14 protein-coding genes are annotated in these 18,404 nt (G+C 38.9%); 11 read left to right on the top strand and 3 right to left on the bottom strand.

Annotated features, from left to right (window positions below):
* The first annotated feature begins 221 nt into the window (after window positions 1-221).
* From ACRPLY_RS23440 to ACRPLY_RS23390, 11 genes are all read left to right on the top strand, one after another.
* A complete protein-coding gene (locus ACRPLY_RS23440; protein WP_034267744.1) occupies window positions 222-1,754 on the top strand; it encodes a phytoene desaturase family protein in 1,533 nt (510 codons plus the stop codon).
* The gene (locus ACRPLY_RS23435; protein WP_028412406.1) at window positions 1,751-3,208 is read left to right on the top strand and encodes a phytoene desaturase family protein; all 1,458 of its coding nucleotides are present in this window, start codon (window positions 1,751-1,753) and stop codon (window positions 3,206-3,208) included. Before ACRPLY_RS23440 ends, ACRPLY_RS23435 begins: the two co-directional genes overlap by 4 nt.
* Before the next feature lie 59 nt (window positions 3,209-3,267).
* Entirely contained in the window at window positions 3,268-4,116 is an 849-nt protein-coding gene (locus ACRPLY_RS23430) for a phytoene/squalene synthase family protein (protein ID WP_034267741.1), read from the top strand.
* Between the two features lie 185 nt (window positions 4,117-4,301).
* Window positions 4,302-4,643 (top strand): P-II family nitrogen regulator, encoded by a 342-nt coding sequence (locus ACRPLY_RS23425; RefSeq protein WP_098113552.1) that lies wholly within the window; start codon window positions 4,302-4,304, stop codon window positions 4,641-4,643.
* Window positions 4,644-4,680: 37 nt separating this feature from the next.
* On the top strand, window positions 4,681-6,081 hold the full coding sequence (locus tag ACRPLY_RS23420) for an ammonium transporter (RefSeq protein WP_034327384.1): 1,401 nt from the start codon (window positions 4,681-4,683) through the stop codon (window positions 6,079-6,081).
* Between the two features lie 149 nt (window positions 6,082-6,230).
* On the top strand, window positions 6,231-7,745 hold the full coding sequence (locus ACRPLY_RS23415; protein WP_154973611.1) for an alpha-amylase family glycosyl hydrolase: 1,515 nt from the start codon (window positions 6,231-6,233) through the stop codon (window positions 7,743-7,745).
* 57 nt (window positions 7,746-7,802) lie between these two features.
* Window positions 7,803-8,837, top strand: a complete 1,035-nt coding sequence (locus tag ACRPLY_RS23410; protein ID WP_028412401.1) for a LacI family DNA-binding transcriptional regulator — start codon at window positions 7,803-7,805, stop codon at window positions 8,835-8,837.
* A gap of 345 nt (window positions 8,838-9,182) precedes the next feature.
* Window positions 9,183-10,730 carry an L-glutamate gamma-semialdehyde dehydrogenase gene (gene pruA, locus ACRPLY_RS23405; RefSeq protein WP_432232128.1) on the top strand — a complete coding sequence of 516 codons (1,548 nt, stop codon included), beginning with the start codon at window positions 9,183-9,185 and terminating at the stop codon, window positions 10,728-10,730.
* Window positions 10,731-10,753: 23 nt separating this feature from the next.
* Window positions 10,754-11,959 carry an ornithine--oxo-acid transaminase gene (locus ACRPLY_RS23400; RefSeq protein WP_013055371.1) on the top strand — a complete coding sequence of 402 codons (1,206 nt, stop codon included), beginning with the start codon at window positions 10,754-10,756 and terminating at the stop codon, window positions 11,957-11,959.
* Between the two features lie 103 nt (window positions 11,960-12,062).
* Window positions 12,063-13,742, top strand: a complete 1,680-nt coding sequence (locus ACRPLY_RS23395; RefSeq protein WP_432232127.1) for a M20/M25/M40 family metallo-hydrolase — start codon at window positions 12,063-12,065, stop codon at window positions 13,740-13,742.
* Between the two features lie 23 nt (window positions 13,743-13,765).
* The gene (locus ACRPLY_RS23390; protein WP_098113546.1) at window positions 13,766-15,184 is read left to right on the top strand and encodes an amino acid permease; all 1,419 of its coding nucleotides are present in this window, start codon (window positions 13,766-13,768) and stop codon (window positions 15,182-15,184) included.
* A gap of 27 nt (window positions 15,185-15,211) precedes the next feature.
* Here the strand turns inward: ACRPLY_RS23390 and ACRPLY_RS23385 are convergent, their stop codons facing one another.
* The 3 genes from ACRPLY_RS23385 to ACRPLY_RS23375 all read right to left on the bottom strand — a co-directional run bounded on the left by ACRPLY_RS23385 (window position 15,212) and on the right by ACRPLY_RS23375 (window position 18,222).
* Window positions 15,212-16,624 (bottom strand): sigma-54 interaction domain-containing protein, encoded by a 1,413-nt coding sequence (locus tag ACRPLY_RS23385; protein WP_432232126.1) that lies wholly within the window; start codon window positions 16,622-16,624, stop codon window positions 15,212-15,214.
* Window positions 16,625-16,728: 104 nt separating this feature from the next.
* Window positions 16,729-17,592 carry an SDR family oxidoreductase gene (locus ACRPLY_RS23380; RefSeq protein ID WP_367077539.1) on the bottom strand — a complete coding sequence of 288 codons (864 nt, stop codon included), beginning with the start codon at window positions 17,590-17,592 and terminating at the stop codon, window positions 16,729-16,731.
* A gap of 138 nt (window positions 17,593-17,730) precedes the next feature.
* A complete protein-coding gene (locus tag ACRPLY_RS23375; RefSeq protein ID WP_014461618.1) occupies window positions 17,731-18,222 on the bottom strand; it encodes a YajQ family cyclic di-GMP-binding protein in 492 nt (163 codons plus the stop codon).
* Window positions 18,223-18,404 lie beyond the last annotated feature (182 nt).

Below are 18,404 nucleotides of genomic sequence, written 5' to 3'. Positions count from 1 at the left end.
TTTTGTATAACTTTACATAGATATAAAATAAAAGCTTGAAAGCACCGAATAAAGGGAAAGTGTACTGAAACCCTGGAAAAATGGTACAAACGTCATATTTTCATGGTTTAGTTATTGGTAATTTTATGATTCGAATAAAGACAAGCAGTTTATCGTTGTGTTTAATAACAAAGCTTTGTATAATGTTTGTATAACTATTGTATAAGATTAGGAGTGTATGTATGCAAAAAAACGTAATCGTGATTGGAGCAGGTCCAGGAGGACTAGCGGCAGCAATGCTGTTAGCAAGTCATGGCTATAAAGTAGATGTATATGAAAAGCAAGGATACGTGGGCGGGCGAAATTCAGCGATTAAAATGTCAGGTTATACGTTTGATATGGGTCCTACATTTTTGAGCATGCCACAGATTTTTGAAGAATTATTTCAAGCTGCTAATCGCAATGCGCATGACTATATGGACTTAAAACGTCTAAATCTCATGTATGAGCTTATCTTTGATGATGCACAGATTCAGATGACGGATAACCATAAAAAGATGAAAGAAGAAATCGAACGTTTATACCCAGGAAACGGGGAAGGCTATGAGCGCTTTATGAAAGACACCGAAGCAAAGATGGCGGCTTTGCTGCCTTTATTGCAAGGGCAGATGGATCGTTTTCATCACTATTTAAAGCCTGAAGCAATTCGAGCACTGCCGCATTTATCCTTAGGTAAAACGCTCTATGATGTACTTGGCAAGTATTTCACTGATGAGAAATTGAAATTAGCTTTTACTTTTCAATCGAAGTACTTGGGAATGTCCCCTTGGGAATGTCCAGGAGCCTTTTCTATTTTATCGTTTATGGAACATGCCTACGGTATCTTCCATCCGATAGGAGGAGTAAATCAGCTATCTCAAGCAATGGCAAAAGTAGTGGAAGAACATCAAGGGCACATCCACTTAAACCAAGGTGTTCAAAAACTATGGATTGAAAATAAGAGAGTAAAAGGAATTATTCTAGAAAATGGAGAGCGAATAGGGGCAGACGACGTCATTATCAATGGAGATTTTGCTCATGCCATGACGAATTTAATAGATGAAGGTACGCTTAAAAAATATGCAGTTAAAAAACTTGAAAAGAAAAAATACTCTTGTTCCACTTTTATGATTTATCTAGGCATAGACAAACAGTACAAAGATCTGCCTCATCACACGATTGTGTTCGCTGAAGATTATAAAAAAAATGTAGAAGAGATCACAAAAACGTTAGCTCTTTCAGAAGACCCTTCCATCTACATTCAAAACCCAAGTGTAACAGACCCAACTTTAGCACCAGAAGGAAAGTCTGCTCTTTATATTTTAGCGCCGGTTCCAAATAATTTCAGCGGTGTAAACTGGGATGAAAAACAAAAAGCTTTTCGAGATGCAGTATTAAAAATTGTAGAAAAGAAAACGGGTTTCAAAGATTTAGAGAGTCATATTGAAGTTGAAAAAATCATTTCACCAAAGCAGTGGGAAGAAGACGTGCTGGTCTATAAAGGAGCGACATTTAACCTTGGACATCAGCTCACTCAAATGATGGTACTGCGTCCGCATAATAAATTTGAAGAATTAGAAAATTGCTGGCTAGTTGGAGGAGGAACTCATCCAGGGAGCGGTCTACCAACTATTCTGGAATCATCCCGCATTACGACAAAGCTCATCTTAAAAAGAGACGGACAATTACTGAATGAGCCGTTTAAAACCATGAAGGAAATGGAGAGTGCATTATGAGAACAGCAATTGTTGGAGGCGGAATAGGCGGTTTAATTACCGCTTTGTTATTAAGCAAACGAGGTTTTTCTGTTGATATTTTCGAAAAAGAAAACAAGCTGGGCGGCCGGCTGGCGTTTGTAGAAAAAGACGGTTATAAAATTGATGAAGGTCCCACGATTGTCTTGCTGCCTTTAATGCTTGAACGTATTTTAGATGAAGCGGGCATTTCTGCTTCTCAATATGAACTAATACGCTGTGATCCACTTTATGATATTCATTTTCCAGACGGTACGACCTATACAAAAAAAGCGACTGAAAAAGATCAGTTAGAGGAGATTAGCCGTTTGTTTCCAGGCGAAGAGCAAAACTACCGGCGTTTTATGACTGAATTAAAAAAGCGATTTGAACTAGGAAGTAATGCATTTTTGGAAAAAACATTTGTAAATAAACGAGATTTTTGGACATGGCAAAACATTAAGGCATTAAAAAAAATGAATGCAAATAAATCAATGAGAAAATTTGTTTCAACGTATTTCCATGATGAACGTCTAGTAGATGCCTACTCGCTGCAATCTCTCTATATTGGAGGGAATCCTTATTCGGCACCAGCTATTTATTCCCTTGTTCCTTACAGTGAGCATGCTCATGGCATCTATTACGTAAAAGGGGGATACGCAAGTCTTGTGCCACTTCTTGAAAAGGCGCTGATAGAGCAAGGTGTAAGCATTCATTTGAATAAGGTGGTTCAAGAGCTTTCTATATCAGGAGACAAGACAGAAGGGGTTATTGTTGACGAAAAACTTCACCCATTTGATCAAGTGATTTTAAATGGCGACTTTCCTAATATGGCGAAAATTGCTCAAAAAAAAGAAAAGAAGTATGTGCCTTCGTCCAGCTGTCTGCTGCTTTATCTTGGTTTGAAGAGAAAATATGATCATCACAATGTGCATCAATACTTTATGGGCAATGATTTGGCTAAACATATGGAAGCAGTGTTTAAGCATAAAACGATTCCTGAAGATCCCGCTATTTATACATTTAATCCCTCTGTTATTGATCCATCCCTAGCTCCCGAAGGAAAAAGTGTGCTATATGCACTTGTACCGGTTCCATCAGGTGGCCACATTGATTGGAGCAATCAGCAAGATTTTGTTGATGGAATCATTCGAACTTTGGAAGAAAAAGGGTTTGGGGAGCTGCGTAAAGAAATAGAATGGGTAAAAGTACGCACGCCAAATGATGCTCAAGCATTTGGACTTTACGAAGGCGGAAGCTTTGGTATTGCTCCTGAGCTGTTTCAGTCAGGCGTATTCAGACCTCAGTACCAGCCGTACGAATATAAAAATGTTTTTGCGGTGGGAGCATCTATACATCCAGGCGGAGGCGTGCCAATTGTTATGCAAGGAGCAAAAATGTTGGCTGATCATCTTATTGAACAATCGTCTATTCAAACGGTTGCAAAGCTCTCTTAAGATCTTGTGAAGCCATAAGGAAATGATGGTTTATCCTTTAATAGAGAAAGGGGTCCTATATGATGAACATTTCGTTAGACAAAGCGTACACTCAGTGTGAAGAAATTATTAAAGAAAACTCAAAAACGTTTTACAAAGCTTTTTCCATGCTGCCGTCAAAACAAAGAAAGGCAGTATGGGCGGTATATGCATTTTGCCGTCAAGTCGATGATATTGTAGATGAAGGAAGTAATCCTGAAATAGAGCTGCAGCAATTCGAAGGAGAATTTGCTCGGTTTAAAAATGGAGAACTATTAAACGAAAGCGCCATGTGGGTAGCTCTGCGCAATGTATTTGAACAATATGAAATGAATGTTCAAGCATTTGACGATATGATTACCGGTCAGCGAATGGATTTAGTAAAAAAAGAATACGATACGCTTGATGAAGTGAAAACATACTCCTATCATGTAGCGAGTACGGTAGGGTTAATGCTTTTACCGATTTTAGCTCCAACTACTCATAAAGAATTAGAAGAAGAAGCAGTTGCGTTAGGCATTGCGATGCAGCTGACCAACATTTTAAGAGACGTGGGGGAAGACTTAGAGCGAGGGCGCATTTATTTACCGAAAGACCTTATGAATTCTTACGGATATACGCGCACGCTATTAGAGAACCGGTGGGTCACTTCTGAATTTATAGAAATGTGGGAGCACCTGGCCAAAGAAGCAGAAATGTATTATATAAAAGGGCTTCAGTCGATTCATAAATATCCCGTGGCTTCTCGTTTACCTCTTACAGGAGCGGCGCATTTATACCGAGCAATTCTTGATAAAATTCGAAAAGAACATTATGAAGTATTTACAGAAAAGCATTTTGTCACAAGTCAAGTGAAAAAGCAAATTATGACATCTATTTCTACGGGGTAACGCAAAGGAGCTACTTTTCCTTTGCGTTACTTTTTTTTGAAAAGATATGAAAGCGTTAACTATTATGTAAATAAGAAAAAAGTCTCATTTTTATCACATATTAACTTGAATATTCAGAAAATTACCTATATGATAATATACATAACATTAAATGTTAATAAAACTAACATGAAAGAGGGGTTACAATGAAAAAAGTGGAAGCTATCATTCGTCCAGAAAAATTTCAAGCACTGCGCGTAAAATTAGAGGAAGTAGGAATAAACGGATTAACAGTCTCAGAAGTGGCAGGCTGCGGTCAGCAAAAAGGAGAGCAGGGACTGTTCAGGGGACAAAGTTTTGAAATCAAACTAGTACCTAAAGTCAAGGTAGAAATGATTTTAGAAGCAGAACAAGTTCATGAAGTCATTAAGATCATTCAATCAATTTGTTCTACGAACCAAATAGGCGACGGAAAGGTTTTTGTCTATCCGGTAGAGGATGCTGTACGAATTAGAACAGGAGAAGCAGGTGTAGAGGCTATTTTATAAAAAGAGAGTGTTATTTTAATAGAGGGGGAGTTAAGCGTTGAAAAAGAAAATTAGTGCGGTTTTGTTTATTAGTTTGTTGGCGGCAACACGCGTTAATGCAGCTGATCCAACTGTCGAATCAGTCAGTGCATCAATTGACATGATGTGGGTAATGTTTGGGGCAGTGCTTGTGTTTTTAATGCACGCAGGGTTTGCGATGGTTGAAACAGGCTTCACTCGTTCGAAAAATTCGCTTAATATCTTAATGAAAAATATGCTAACGGTAGCTGTATCTTCCGTATTGTATTTTGTGATTGGTTTTGCCCTTATGTTTGGAAATTCAAAAGGAGGATTTATCGGTTCAAGCGGTTTCTTTTTAAATGGAGAAAGCGATCAAATGAGCTTTTTCGTCTTCCAAATTGTTTTCGCAGCAACGTGCGCTACGATTATTTCAGGAGCGGTAGCGGAACGTATGAAACTATCCAGCTATATGATGCTCACGATTGCTATGGTAGCTGTGATTTATCCAGTTGTAGGTCACTGGGTATGGGGAGGAGGGTGGTTGTCCAAACTAGGCTTCGTAGATTTTGCAGGATCGACAGTTGTTCATTTGACCGGGGCTCTTGGTGCGGCTGTAGCAGTTACTTTTCTAGGAGCACGTCTTGGAAAGTATGGAAGCGATGGAAAAGTCAATGCTATTCAAGGGCATAACATTCCGCTTGGCGCATTAGGTGTATTTATCCTCTGGTTTGGCTGGTTTGGATTTAATGGAGGAAGTACATTAGCAGCCGATCCTGCTCTTGTCCCGGGAATCATTGCAACAACATTAATGTCTGGGTCATGCGGAGTCCTGTCTTCTGCTTTATACACAAAGTTTCGCTACAAACGTATTGATGCTAGCTTAACATTAAACGGTGCCTTAGCTGGACTTGTAGGGATTACAGCTGGAACAGCAAACGTATCGATCCCGGGCGCGATCGTCATTGGGCTGATTGCAGGAATTATTCTAGTAGAAGCTGTGCATTTTATCGATAGCAAAATGAAGTTAGACGATCCAGTTGGCGCTATTACTGTTCATGGAATTTGCGGTATTTGGGGGACGTTAGCAGTGGGGCTGTTTGATACAGCTAACGGTTTATTTTATGGTGGCGGCGTACAGCTATTAGGTATTCAAGCTCTTGGAATTATAGCTGTGATGGGCTGGACAATTGGAACGGTTGGGTTATTCTTATTTGTTCTCACGCGTTTTTCTTCCATTCGAGTATCAAGCGAAGAAGAAATTGCTGGTTTAGATTTTGCTGAACACGGTTCATCCGCATACGAATTTCGTGAAAGTTTTGTAGCGACAGGAGACGGCAATCTTCATCCTGAATTTGGTGTTGGATTGATTGATCGATTAAATAAAGTGGGTAAAGTATCGGATAAACCTCATATATCGAACGTAAATGAGACGATATAGCAGTATATAGATAGAAAAAAGTGATTAAAAGTAAAAACTTTTAATCACTTTTTTTGTTTTTATCAACTTATTTAACAATAATGTAAGCGTTAACGTTATAATGGAAACAAAAGTGAGTTTGAAACAGTTCGTCTATAGGAGGGGAATAGATGAAATGGAAAAGGACAAGTATGCTACTTATACTATTATTGCTTTTTGGAAGCAGCGCCTCAGCGCAAGATCATAAAGATATACGTGATGAGGTGATATACTCATTGATGATTAACCGTTTTTATAACGGAAGTGAACAGAATGATCGAAATGTTAACTATGAACGCTCAGATGCCTATTATGGAGGCGATTTACAGGGAGTAGCACAAAAGTTAGACTATATTCAAGAGATGGGATTTACCGCTGTTTTATTGACTCCTTTTATGGAAAATGATGAGACAGGCTATCATGGATATGCGGTGACCGACCATTATAAAATAGACGATCATTTTGGAACGTTAAAAGACTTACAAAATCTTGTGAAGAAAGCACATGAGCGCAATATAAAAATTATGGTCGAATTTCCTTTGACAATCAGTAACAATCATACCTGGATAGCAGATAAAGGAAAACGAACATGGATAAGTAATGAATCCGGTACGGATAACGAAGTAATTAAAGCATTGCCTCACCTTAACTTAAAAGAAAGCGCCGTGCAGAAATACCTTATTAAAAATGCTGCCTGGTGGAGCAAACAAGCAGATATTGACGGATATTACGTTAAAGATATCGATCAAGCTCCTTCTGCATTTATTTCATCTTTTTCTCAGACGTTAAAAAGCATGGATCCTTCCTTTCTATTAATAGGAGAAATAAACGGGCATTCATTAAAAAAAAGTGAGCAGGCTGATTCATTAGGAATGGATTTGCTTGTAGATAGAACGCTAGCCGAAGCCACTGCTGCTACGTTTAGCGGTACTAATCGTCCGCAGAAAATGTTGTATGACAAGTGGGAAAAAGGAAGTAATTTGCCTTTAGCCAATTTTTTAGATGATGTTCATAGCACACGTTTTACAGCAAAAGCATTAAAGAGTGAAAACCATCCTGGAGCCCGAACAAAGCAAGGGCTTTCCTACCTTTATACTGCGCCGAGTGTACCGATCGTTTTTTATGGAACAGAAATTGCGCTGAATGGGGGAAAGGGAGCAGAAAATTATGGCATGATGAATTTTTTAGCTAATCCCGATATTATAGATCATTTAAAAAAACTGGCTGAACTTAGAGCAAAATCGCCTTCTCTTCGAAAAGGAAGCTTTACCATTGTGTCTGAGCAAAAAGGTGTGGCCGTATACAAGAGAAGGTATAAGGACGAAACGACGTTTGTTGTGATTAATAATACAAAGGAAACGTCGGCCATTAATGTACCGCTTAAAAAAGTTGGAAAAGAAAATGAATTAAGAGGGTTAATAACGGAAGGAATTATACGACCAGTTGACGATGTATACAACATTTCATTGGAGCCTGAGACGACAAATGTATATAAAGTAGTGAAAAATTCAGGGGTTAATATTGGATATATCGCAGCGGTTGCCGCTGTTTATACGGGATTCGGCATCTTTTTGTACAAAGCATCGTCAAAAAGAAGAAAAGAAAAGAAAATTTCTCAATCTCATAAAAAGGACAGCGCGTCGTAGTTGTCAAACTATATTGGATAAGTAGTAATGAAGAAAACATAATTAAGAGGTGGAATTATGGGTGTAACAATAAAAGATGTGGCAAATTTAGCAAATGTAGCCCCTTCGACGGTATCTCGCGTCATTGCAGACAGCTCAAGAATTAGTGAAAAAACAAAACAGCGCGTGCGATCGGCTATGAAAGAACTTGGTTATCACCCAAATATTATTGCGCGAAGTCTAGCAAATCAAACGACAGAGGCAGTCGGCCTAGTGATGCCGAGCTCAGCAGACAAGGTGTTTCAAAATCCATTCTTCCCAGAAGTGCTAAGAGGAATCAGCACCGGAGCTCACGAAAACAAAAGAGCGATTTATATGTCCACTGGAGAAACGGAAGAAGAGATTTTTGCAGAAGTTGTTCAAATGGTACAGGGAAGACGAGTGGATGGATTAATTTTGCTGTACTCCAAAGTTGATGATCAAGTACTTTCTTATTTGCAAGAACAGAGCGTTCCGTTTGTAGTTATTGGAAAGCCGTTTAAGCATAGTGAAAGCATCACGTTTGTTGATAACGACAATTTTAAAGCTGGAAAAGAAGCGACGGAATATTTAATTGAATCTGGTCATGAGCGTATTGCTTTTATTGGTGGAAGTCTTGAATTAGTCGTTACCATTGACCGTTTAACAGGCTATGATAAAGCGATTCAAAAAGCAAACATTCCTTACCGGGATGAGTATGTGATTCATGAAGAATTTCTACAGAAGGGAGGAAAAGAAGCTGTTTGCGAACTTTTATCTCTAAAAGAACGTCCAACGGCTCTAGTAGTAGCAGATGACCTAATGGCATTAGGCGTTTTAAATACATTGGATGAAATGGGAATTTCGGTTCCTGAAGACATCTCTATTGTCAGTTTTAATAATGTCTTAATCGCTGAAATGGCTAGACCAGCTCTTACATCAATTGATATTAATATTTTTGAACTTGGTTATCAGGCTGTAAGCTGCTTGATTAAGCAGATTGAAACGCCATATGCTGTTGCAGAACAAGTGCGCGTTCCTCACAAAATGATTAAAAGACAGTCCTGCAAAACCATTCAAATGACGAAAAGATAACGTAATACACAAATAGAAAGAGGCTGAGACAAAAGTAGTGTAGTTGAAGGAAGATCCGAACGAGTTTGATTCTTGATGGAGAATCAAACTCGTTCGGATTTTTTCGTTTTTAGATTGAATTGATTTAGGTATGTCTCAACATCCTCTTTACGCAAAAAAAATTGGCATTTTAAGCGCCAAAAAAATATACATATGCCAATTATTTTTTCTTTTATCAAAAAGAAAGAATGATATTAGTAGTGAAAGCCTTGATGATAAAGAGGCTGTAAAGTTTTATTAAAAGTTGGCACGCTATTTGCATAACTATAAAGTAAACAAAGATTTGCATACTAGGAGGCATATATCATGGTAGTTTCTTATTCTCATGAACCATTTACAAATTTTAAGGACGAAAACAATAAACAGGTATTTCAAGAAGCATTAACATATGTGAATACACAGCTTGGCAAGACGTATCCACTTGTAATCAACGGTGAAAAAGTGGAGAGAGAAGAGAAAATTACGTCTGTTAACCCAGCAAACATAAAAGAAGTAATTGGATATGTATCTACAGTAAATAAAGATCTAGCAGAGCAAGCAATACAGTCAGCTCTAAAAGCTTTTGAAACGTGGAAAAAGTGGAAAGTAGAACACCGAGCAGATATTCTTTTCCGCGCAGCGGCCATCATTCGTCGAAGAAAGCATGAATTTTCTAGTTATCTTGTAAAAGAAGCAGGAAAGCCTTGGAACGAAGCAGATGCTGATACAGCAGAAGCAATTGATTTTTTAGAGTACTATGCACGTCAAGTCCTGACATTAAAAGACGGTTCCCCAGTACAGAGCCGAGACGGTGAGTATAATCAGTACAATTATATTCCGCTTGGCGTAGGTATTATTATTTCACCATTTAACTTCCCGTTAGCTATTATGGCTGGAACCGCAGTAGCAGCTATTGTAACCGGAAATACGATTTTATTAAAACCAGCTGATGCCACTCCTGTAGTAGCAGCGAAATTTGTAGAAGTAATGGAAGAAGCAGGATTACCAAAAGGCGTATTAAACTTTATTCCTGGTGCTACACCTGAAATTGGTGACTACTTAGTGGAACATCCAAAAACACGCTTTGTTTCATTTACCGGCTCGCGTGCAGTGGGTTGCCGCATTTACGAAAGAGCAGCAAAAGTACAGCCGGGGCAAAAATGGCTAAAACGTGTTATAGCTGAAATGGGCGGAAAAGACACGGTGGTTGTAGACAAAGATGCTGATCTTGATTTAGCAGCTTCTTCAATCGTATATTCTGCATTTGGTTTTGCAGGGCAAAAGTGCTCCGCAGGTTCTCGTGCTGTTGTGCATCAAGATGTATATGATGAAGTGCTTGAAAAAGCAGTTGCGCTAACAAAAACATTAACTGTTGGCAACCCGGAAGAAGTTTCGACTTATATGGGACCTGTTATTCACGAGGCTTCGTACAATAAAGTATTATCGTATATTGAAATTGGAAAAGAAGAAGGGCGTCTCGTTGCGGGAGGAGAAGCAGACAATTCAACTGGATACTTTATTCAGCCAACTATTTTTGCGGATGTAGATGAAAAAGCTCGTCTCATGCAAGAAGAAATTTTTGGTCCGGTAGTAGCATTCTCTAAAGCGCGAGATTTTGATCATATGATGGAGATTGCAAACAATACAGAATATGCATTAACAGGCGCTTTATTATCAAATAACCGCGAGCATATTGAACGCGCCCGTGAAGAGTTCCATGTTGGAAACCTGTATTTTAACAGAGGATGTACAGGAGCGATTGTAGGATACCAGCCTTTTGGCGGATTTAATATGTCAGGAACGGATTCAAAAGCAGGGGGACCGGATTATCTAGTTCTTCACATGCAAGCAAAAACAACATCTGAAACATTTTAATTGGAAAATAAGGAGGAATAAATATGACAACTGAAACACAAAAAACGGTGAAAATTATTGAGCAAACAGAAAAGTTTGGGGCACATAACTATCATCCGCTGCCGATTGTAATTGAAAAAGCAGAAGGCGTATGGGTACACGATCCAGAAAATAATAAATATATGGATATGCTAAGCGCGTATTCCGCTGTTAACCAAGGACATCGTCATCCGAAAATTATTGAAGCATTAAAACGTCAAGCTGATAAAGTAACGTTAACGTCACGAGCGTTTCATAATGATCAGCTTGGTCCATGGTATGAAAAGATTTGTAAATTAACAAATAAAAATATGGCTCTTCCAATGAATACGGGAGCAGAAGCGGTTGAAACAGCCATTAAAGCTGCACGCCGCTGGGCTTACGATGTGAAAGGTGTTGCTGAAAATCAAGCACAAATCATCGCATGTGTGGGCAACTTCCACGGTCGTACAATGACAGCTGTTTCATTATCATCCGAAGCAGAATATCAACGTGGTTTTGGACCGATGCTTCCAGGGCTTCAAACGATTCCTTACGGTGATTTAGAAGCGTTAAAAGCCGCTATTACACCAAATACGGCCGCATTTTTAATTGAGCCAATTCAAGGCGAAGCAGGTATCGTTTTACCTCCAGAAGGCTTCTTAAAAGCTGCAGCTGACTTATGTAAAGAACATAATGTGTTATTTATTGCGGACGAAATCCAAGTCGGCTTAGCGCGTACAGGCAAAATGTTTGCTTGTGATTGGGAAGGCGTAGAACCAGATATGCTGATTTTAGGTAAAGCGCTTGGAGGAGGAGTTTTCCCTATCTCTTGCGTAGTTGCTAACGAAGACATTTTAAGTGTTTTTAACCCTGGTTCTCATGGTTCAACGTTTGGCGGAAACCCGCTTGCTTGTGCCGTATCATTAGCTGCTTTGGAAGTAATTGAAGATGAAGAACTTCCAGCGCGTTCATTAGAATTAGGTTCTTATTTCAAGCAGAAGCTCCAAAGCTTAAGCAATCCAGTTATTAAAGAAGTGCGCGGCCGAGGCCTGTTCATCGGGGTAGAATTACACGAAGAGGCTCGTCCTTATTGTGAAAAATTAAAAGACCAAGGTTTGCTTTGTAAAGAAACGCATAGTACGGTTATTCGTTTTGCTCCGCCCCTAACGATTTCAAAAGAAGAGTTGGACTGGGCAATTGAACGAATTGAAAAAGTATTTGCTGAGTAATCGGTTTAAAATAAATAAAAATAGTACGATATGTATATATCGTACTATTTTTGTTCATATGCAGCTAAATAACGTTTTTATTTGATAGGCAGGAGGAATAGAAGTGTATACCCAACTCTCACAGCTAAGCATAGAAGAGCAAGTTGAATGTTTAACAAAAGCGTTAGTGAAAATCAAAAGTATCAATGGGACAAGCGGCGAAGTAAAGATTGCTGATTTCATTAAAAACACGCTTCAAAGTTTTCCTTATTTCAAAGAAAATCCCCTTCACGTTTGGGAACAGAAAATTAATGGCGATACGCTAGGTAGAAAAAATGTATTTGCTTTTATTCAAGGCAGCAAAAAAAATGCTCAAACAATGATTTATCACGCTCACTTAGATACGGTTGGCATTGAAGATTTTGGTCCATTAAAAGACATAGCGTTAGATCCAGAAGAACTTCAGCACTATTTCTCTATGCATAACATTAATGAAGATGTACAGCGAGATGCTCGTTCAGGTGAATGGATGTTTGGAAGAGGAGCCGTTGATATGCAAAGTGGAATTGCTGTACATTTAGCCAATGTGCTGCATTTTACTAAGCATCCAAATCAATTAGAAGGAAACGTCCTTTTTATGGTCAACCCAGATGAGGAAAGTCAGCATGCTGGAATTATTTCTGCTGTTTCTGAACTGAACCGTTTGAAAAAAGAGAAAAATCTTTCATATGTAGCAGCGATTAATACCGACTTTATTACACCTCTTTACGATGGAGATTCCACGCGCTATATTTATACAGGAGCTGCTGGGAAACTGCTTCCATGTTTTTATATTTACGGAAGGGAGGTACACGTAGGAGATACGCTTGCTGGTATAGATCCTAATTTGATTGCATCTGAGATTACGGGAAGCATCCATAACAATATTAATCTAGCTGAAAATATTGAAGGAGAGCTGGTACTGCCACCTTCCTGTCTGTATCAACGAGATAATAAAGAGGCTTATAATGTGCAAACCGCCGTAAGCAGTCATTTGTATTTTAACTATTTCATCTATGAACGAACGGCAAAAGAAGTGATGAGTCAATTAATTGGATTATCAATCGAAGCATGTGAAAAAGTAGAGAAAAAACTTTCTGATTATTACGAACTTTTTGCGCGAAGAACGAATTTACCAAAGCGAAACTTGTTTTGGAAAGTGGATGTTATGAGTTTGGAAGATTATCTGGAAGAATTGGATCAAAAAGGGATAAACGCTCAGGCTTGTATTGAACGAGCTTTCGAACAGTATGCGCATTTAGAACTTAGAACAAGGTGCTTTAAAGTAATTGAAGAACTTCAAAAGTTAGATCCGCATCAAAGTCCGCGCGTAATTGTCTTTTTTGCACCGCCTTACTTGCCTCATAATCACTTGAAGAAAGACGAAAGTAGAGATCAGCAGCTTCTTTATCCTTTACAAGCGGCTGTGGAGAAGGTTGGAAAACAGACGGGAGAGACGTTTCAGTTTAAAAAATTTTTTCCCTACCTAGCGGATGGCAGCTTTTTATCTCTTCATGAGACAGATGAGGAAATCGATGCTTTTACACGTAACTTTCCGGGGTGGGGGATTGCAGGGGCGATTCCTTTCCGTGAAATTCGAGAGTTAAATATTCCGTCCATCAATATAGGAGTATATGGGAAAGACGGACATAAGTGGACAGAGCGAGTGTATAAGCCTTATTCGTTCGGCGTCCTTCCTAAGCTGATTCAAGAAACAACTGTTCAGATGCTAAAAAGTAGGCATGCTTGTACAAACCACATATAAGAAAATGAAGAACGGAGGTACCGATGAATAGACATACAGAACAAAACCAATTACAGAGAACAATGAAAAGCAGACATTTATTTATGATTGCGTTAGGAGGCGTGATTGGAACAGGCCTATTTTTAGGTTCGGGTTTTACTATTAGCCAGGCAGGGCCGGGAGGAGCCATTCTTGCTTATATAATAGGCGGCTTCCTCATGTACTTAGTTATGCTTTGTTTAGGAGAGCTAGCGGTAGCAATGCCGGTTTCAGGTTCCTTTCAAGAATACGCTACAAGGTTTTTAGGACCTTCTACAGGCTTTATGATTGGATGGCTGTACTGGTTCAGCTGGGCAAATACGACAGGGCTTGAATTTACGTCAGCAGGAATTTTAATGCAGAGGTGGTTTCCTGATGTACCTATATGGTCATGGTGCTTGATTTTTGGCGTCATTACGTTTTTAATTAACGCTCTTTCTGCTCGAAGCTATGCTGAAACTGAGTTTTGGTTTTCGAGTATTAAAGTTACGGCTATTATTCTATTTATTTTAATTGGAGGAGCTGCTGTTTTTGGTTTTATTGATTTTAAAGGAGGAGAACCCGCACCGTTTCTTTCACATTTTACCCAAGGCGCAGGTCTTTTTCCAAATGGAATACTGGCAGTTTTATTGACTTTAGTAACGGTTAACTTTTCGTTTCAAGGAACGGAGCTTGTCGGCATTGCAGCAGGAGAAAGTGAAAGTCCTGAGAAAACGTTGCCGAGATCTATTCGAAACGTCATTTGGAGAACGCTGTTTTTCTTTGTGTTAGCTATGTTTGTTTTAGTCTCTATTCTGCCATACAAAACAGCGGGAGTTATTGAAAGTCCGTTTGTTGCCGTATTAGATCAAATTGGAATTCCCTATGCAGCGGATATCATGAACTTTGTCATTTTAACAGCTGTGTTATCCGTGGCGAACTCTGGGGTCTACGCTGCTTCCCGTATGCTTTGGTCATTGTCAAACAGCAATATGGGGCCAAAACCTTTAAAGAAATTATCTTCAAAAGGTGTTCCAATTAACGCGTTAATTGTGACGATGATTATTTCGGGATGCTCGTTGATTACAAGCGTCGTGGCTGCTGAAACCGTATATCTTTGGTTTATTTCGATTTCAGGAATGGTGACCATTATTGTTTGGATGTCCATTTGTGCCTCTCAATTTATGTTCCGCCGTCGTTTTTTAGCGGAAGGGGGAGATGTAAAGGAATTGAAATTTAAAACGCCCCTTTATCCGTTCGTTCCTATTCTAGGTTTTTGTTTGTATGGACTTGTATTAATCAGCTTAATTTTTATTCCGGATCAACGAATTGGTCTTTACTGCGGGGTCCCTTTAATTATTGTACTCTACGTGTATTATCACGTAGGAATCAAGAAAAATATTAATCAAAAACAATCGGATTCACCGGTTTATAAAGCAAAATAAAAAAGAAGTGCACCGTGCACTTCTTTTTTATTTAGAGCGGATGTCTAATCGTTTCATACGATACTGCAAGCTTTGTCTAGTCAGCCCTAGTATCTTAGCACTTTTTGAGATGTTGTGGTTGTGTTGTTCAAGCGTTTGTTTAATACATTCTGCTTCAAACGCTAACAGCTGTTCCTTTAAAGGAAGAGAAGGGTGAAAAGCGCTTGGATAAGAGGGTGCTTCACCGCTTGTTTTATCTTCAAAATGTTCATGCTGCTTTAGCTGGAACTTTGTTCTGTATTGAAAAGGAAGGTGAGAATAGTGAATAACATCTTCATCCATCACCAAGTTCATTGCACCTTCAATAATGTGTTCTAATTCCCGTACGTTTCCTGGCCAGTCATAAGAGAGAAAAGAAGACATGACTTGGTGATCTACGGTTTTTACATTCATCTGAAACAAATCATTGTATTTTTTGATGAAAAACTTTGTTAATTCAATAATATCTTCTTTTCGTTCACGAAGAGGAGGAATAAAAAGCGTCACGACGCCAAGTCGATAATATAAGTCTTTACGTAATCGATTTTCTGCAATCGCATCGATTGGGTCTTCATTCATGTTCGCGATGACTCGAACGTTCACCGTTTTGTCTACTGTATCCCCAATTCTTCGTACGGTTTTTTCTTGCAGTACTCGAAGAAGCTTAGCCTGCAGATTTGGATTCAACGAGTTGATTTCATCTAGCAGTAATGTGCCTCCTTGCGCTTGTTCGAAAAGACCAGGATTATCCATTGCACCTGTAAAAGCTCCGCGTTTCGTACCGAACAAAAGGCTTTCAATTAAATTATCCGGTAGCGCAGCGCAGTTTTGTGAAATAAAAGGAGCGGAAGAGCGGCTGCTGCCATTATGTATGCTTTGGGCAAACAGTTCTTTCCCCGTGCCTGTTTCTCCAATAATTAAGACATAAGAAGGAGTTCTAGTGGCGCGCTTAGCGTCTTCAATAACATCGTGAACGGCTTGACTGCTTCCGATGATGCTATCAAACGTAAAGCGTGTGTTTCCTTTTTGCCTAATGTTTTGCCGGATTAGACGCTCTAGTTTCGTCACGTCTTGAGCAATTTCAACCGCTCCTTGAATGACACCGTTTTTTAAAATAGGGAAGGTATTATTAATCGTCGTGATTTCTTGTCCTTGATTGTTGAAATACGTTTGTTTGACGTTAACCGTTTCTTTTCCTTTTTGCAGCGCCTGTACAAGCGTGCTTTGCTGATTTTCTTTGAACATAAACACATCTAACAAGTTTTTATGTAAAACGTCTTGTTCATCCATCAGCTCCATCTTTGTCATCTTTTCATTGTAAATAATGGTTTTTCCTGTTTCATCGACCGCATGGATACCGGCATCGACTTTATTTAAAATGGTTTCATATATATGTTTAAGAGTGCTTAATGTATCGGTCATTCAAATACTCTCCTTTAGCGGTGTTCATATCTCTATTTAAACAAAAATAGCTGAATTCTGATAGTGTTTCCATAGAAAAATAAATGAATGACCGAAGAGAAATGTTATCCGTTTACAATGGATCCTCCATTAATGTGAAGGACTTGCCCGGACATATAAGAAGAATCAGAGCTTGCCAAATATACATAGGCCGCTCCGAGCTCAGAAGGCTGTCCTGCTCGTTTCATAGGTGTGTTAGACCCAAATGTTGCAACTTGCTGTTCGTCGAACGTAGACGGAATAAGAGGTGTCCAGATGGGTCCTGGAGCTACGCCGTTTACACGAATGCCTTTTGTTGCGAGCGAAGCTGACAAAGAACGTGTGAAAGCCACGATAGCACCCTTGGTTGAAGAGTAGTCAATCAGCTGGTCATGCCCATGATAGGCTGTCACAGACGTTGTATTAATAATAGCGCTTCCTTGTTTTAAATGAGGCAATGCAGCTTTGGTCAAATGGAAAATTGAAAAAATATTCGTTTGAAACGTACGGGTAAGCTGTTCAGTCGTGATATCCGTAATACTTTTTTGAGGGTGCTGTTCAGCTGCATTATTGACTAAGATGTCTATTTTTCCGAAAGTCTGAATGGCCTTTGAGATGACTTCTTGACAAAAATGTTCATCTCCTATGTCACCAGCAAGCAACAAACAAGAAGCCCCCATTCGTTCAACTTGTTTTTTAGTTTCATTTGCATCATCATGTTCATTCAGATAGGTTACGGCAACATTTGCGCCTTCTTTCGCGTAATGATAAGCGACAGAACGTCCAATTCCGCTGTCTCCTCCGGTGATAACGGCTACTTTATTCTGTAATTTTCCGCTTGCCTTATAGTCTGGAGCGATAGAGGTAGGGACTGGATGCATATCTTTCTCAATACCTGGCTGAGTTTGCTGATGCTGAGGAGGGAAGTTTTGTTTTTGATTTTGATTCATTAGTATACACTCCTTAATTAATATGAGTATGTAAGCGTATACTAGTATTTGTTAAGAGAGTGTATCTATGCATAGGGATAAGCCTAAACGGATAAAAAAGGCTTTAAAAGAAAAAATGAATGCCGGGGGCATCCATTTTTAGCGGTAATTAATAAATTGTACGTCAATAGGTAAATCAGCGCTGCGAATAGCTGAAATAATTTGCTGCAGGTCATCACGATTTTTACCGCTTACGCGAAGCTGATCATCTTGAATTTGGCTTTTTACTTTTAAACCGGTATTTTTAATAATTGTATTTAGCTTTTTAGCGTTGTCTTTGTCGATACCTTGAATTAACTTAGCGCGCTGTCTAACCGTTCCTCCAGAAGCATTTTCAATTTTACCGTAGGAGATATTGCGTGTAGGTACGCCGCGTTTGATGAGCTTAGAAATCAGTACGTCTTTTAACTGTTCAAGCTTAAATTCATCATCAGAAATAAGAACAAGCTCTTCGTTTTCGAGCGAGATTTCGCTTTTACTGCCTTTAAAATCATAGCGGGTTTTAATTTCCTTTGTTGCCATGGTAATGCCGTTTGTTACCTCTGATAAATCAACTTGTGACACGACGTCAAATGAACTATCTTTAGCCATAATAACCTCCATATGTAAAGAGTTTGTTCTTTTATTATAAATAAAACACAAACTGTATACAACTGATATTGAATAGAGAGCCGGTAATTGATACAATACAAGTTATGCTTTTTGTTGTAAGCTATAGAAGCAGCTTTTTTAAACAATGCATGCATTTTAGTTGATTTGAAATTTGAAATGCT

This window comes from Priestia sp. TGN 0903 (genome assembly GCF_050846855.1).
GTDB classification, from domain to species: domain Bacteria; phylum Bacillota; class Bacilli; order Bacillales; family Bacillaceae_H; genus Priestia; species Priestia zanthoxyli.
The sequence above is the reverse complement of the archived record's forward strand: the minus strand, read 5'-3'. Positions and strand labels throughout refer to the sequence as shown.